Source organism: Natronomonas aquatica (assembly GCF_024449025.1).
Taxonomy (GTDB): Archaea; Halobacteriota; Halobacteria; order Halobacteriales; family Haloarculaceae; genus Natronomonas; species Natronomonas aquatica.
On record NZ_JAHLKM010000006.1, the window covers coordinates 127,830 to 129,931 of the forward strand.

General features: G+C 64.3%; 3 protein-coding genes, 1 tRNA gene and 1 other RNA gene (1 of these 5 only partly in view). 3 read left to right on the forward strand and 2 right to left on the reverse strand.

From position 1 onward, the window contains the following. Together ffs and KM295_RS07335 are read left to right on the forward strand one after the other, a co-directional pair. An RNA gene (gene ffs, locus KM295_RS07330) (signal recognition particle sRNA) lies at nt 1–153 on the forward strand (it extends 160 nt beyond the left edge of the window). Between the two features lie 127 nt (nt 154–280). Next, complete coding sequence (locus KM295_RS07335; RefSeq protein ID WP_256029296.1) at nt 281–637, forward strand: DUF5798 family protein; 357 nt, start codon at nt 281–283, stop codon at nt 635–637. 3 nt (nt 638–640) lie between these two features. Here the strand turns inward: KM295_RS07335 and KM295_RS07340 are convergent, their stop codons facing one another. Both KM295_RS07340 and KM295_RS07345 read right to left on the reverse strand, forming a co-directional pair. Continuing rightward, the gene (locus tag KM295_RS07340) at nt 641–1,051 is read right to left on the reverse strand and encodes a CoA-binding protein (RefSeq protein ID WP_256029297.1); all 411 of its coding nucleotides are present in this window, start codon (nt 1,049–1,051) and stop codon (nt 641–643) included. A gap of 48 nt (nt 1,052–1,099) precedes the next feature. After that, a complete protein-coding gene (locus KM295_RS07345; RefSeq protein WP_256029298.1) occupies nt 1,100–1,933 on the reverse strand; it encodes a geranylgeranylglycerol-phosphate geranylgeranyltransferase in 834 nt (277 codons plus the stop codon). 93 nt (nt 1,934–2,026) lie between these two features. Between KM295_RS07345 and KM295_RS07350 the strand changes: the two genes are divergently transcribed. Beyond that, nucleotides 2,027–2,101: transfer RNA gene (locus KM295_RS07350), tRNA-Arg, on the forward strand. Nucleotide 2,102 lies beyond the last annotated feature (1 nt).

Below are 2,102 nucleotides of genomic sequence, written 5' to 3' on the forward strand. Positions count from 1 at the left end.
TGCAGGGACGTTCGGGCGCGGTTAACCGCGGGCAATCCGCCAGGCACGGAAGTGAGCAGCGGGCCCGCGGACAGCTGTCGCCCGCGGGGTCGCGGGGTGGAGGAGGCACGCGGGAATACCCGTACTGGACGGCCCGGGCAATCCTCGGGTCCACCCACTCATTCGGCTTATATCGGAACTCGACAGCGCCGCGTCCGACGAATCGAACCGATGAGCGATCCGGGTAGCGTCGGAACCCGACACCGCAAGGCAAACAATCGCCGGGACCGAACTGGGCTGTATGGGACTCGGAGGCGCGACGAAGAAGCTCCAGAAGGTCGCAGACATGGGCGAAGAGCTGTACAGCCGGATCAGCGAACTCCGCGAGCGGATGCTCGAGGTCCGAGAGACGGTCCAAGAGACCAACGAACGCGTCGCCGCGCTGGAGAACAAGCTCGACGGCCAGGCAGCTATCCTCGAGGCGCTCGCCGAAAAGGAGGGGATCGACGTCGAGGAACTTCTCACCGAGGTGGCAATCGAGGAGGCAGAAGGCGAAGACAACGACGATAACGCCTCGGACGTCGAGAGAGCGATCCCGGACGCCGAAGCTGACCCCGGCGATGGAAAAAAGAGCGAAGACGGGGACGGCGACGCTTGAACGCTATGCCATCAGCCGCTGGTACTCGACCTTGAGACACCGATCCTCGACGTATCGTTTCCCGGCAGCCTCAACGCGCTCGCCGGCTTCCGGGTCGGTGATGCCGAGTTGGGTCCAGACGACCTCGACGTCGTCGCGTTCGATCGCCGCCTCGGCGATCTCGGCGACTTCCTCGCTCGGCCGGAACACATCGACGATACCGATATTTTCCTCGACTGCTGAGAGGGAATCGTACGGTTCGATCCCGAAGATTTCGTCGGCGTAGGGGTTCACCGGAACGATCTCGTAGCCCTGCTCGTGAAGGAACTTCGGAACCTCGTGGGCCTCCTTGCCCGGCGTCGCGGAACAGCCCACGACGGCGATCGTTTCGAGTCCCAGTATCTCACGCAGTTCTGAGTCAGTTTCGACCGGCATGAAGGGATCTACATTCGGACGGAATAAAAATCCGCCCCGGGCCGACGATCAGACGACCGCCGAGAACCGGCCGACGACGAAGGCGACGGCCGCGGCGAACATCGACGCCTTTAGCCATCGTTGTCCCGTCGCCGGATCCCCGAGCGATCGGTACATCCCGGCCGCGAGTCCGAAAACCGGCGGCGCGAGGACGAGCAAGTACACGCGTCCGAACGTCCCGAGAACGTATGGAGCCGGGCTCACCACGATCGCGAACACGACGAACGCGGTCGCGACAGCGAGGGCGTTCCGTTCGCCGATCGCGATCGGGAGGGTGTTCAGCCCCTCCGCTCGGTCCCCCTCGATATCCTCGACGTCTTTAACGATCTCTCGGGCGACCGTTGCGCCGGCAGCGAGGACGAACAAAACGAGAACGGGTCCGAGATCGCCGCCGACCGCCGCCCCGCCGTAGAGGAACGTACTCCCGGTCAGGTATCCGACGAGCCCGTTGCCGACTCCCGGTAATCCTTTGAATACCTCGGTGTAAGCGATCAGTGCCAGAAGGTTTACGACCGCGATCGCGATCGCGAGAGGGGGCAACAGGACCGTTAGGACGACCGCGAGAACGAACAACAGTCCGCTGAATCCGAGGGCCCCTCGGGGCGTAACTGCGCCGCGCGGGATCGGCCGGTCGGGGCGGTTGACCGCGTCGATCTCCCTGTCGAAGTAATCGTTGATAGCGTTACCGCCGCCGGTCGCCAGCAGCGTCGCGAAGACGGCGAACGCGGCCGCCGTCGGTTCGGCCGTTCCGCCTGCAACGAACGCACCGAGAAGCGTTAGCCCACCGGCCGCCACGGCGTTGGCTGGTCGCATCAGCTCGATCGCCCCACGAACCTGCTCCATGCGGAGTCCGTCCGGCGGTGGCAGTATAAGCGATCCGACTCCCGGCTGGAAACCACGGGACTTAAGCGCCGGTAGGGGGTACAGTTCGACTGCGGGCGCTTAGCTCAGTTTGGACAGAGTGCTTGGCTTCGGACCAAGTTGCCGCGGGTTCAAATCCTGCAGCGCCCAT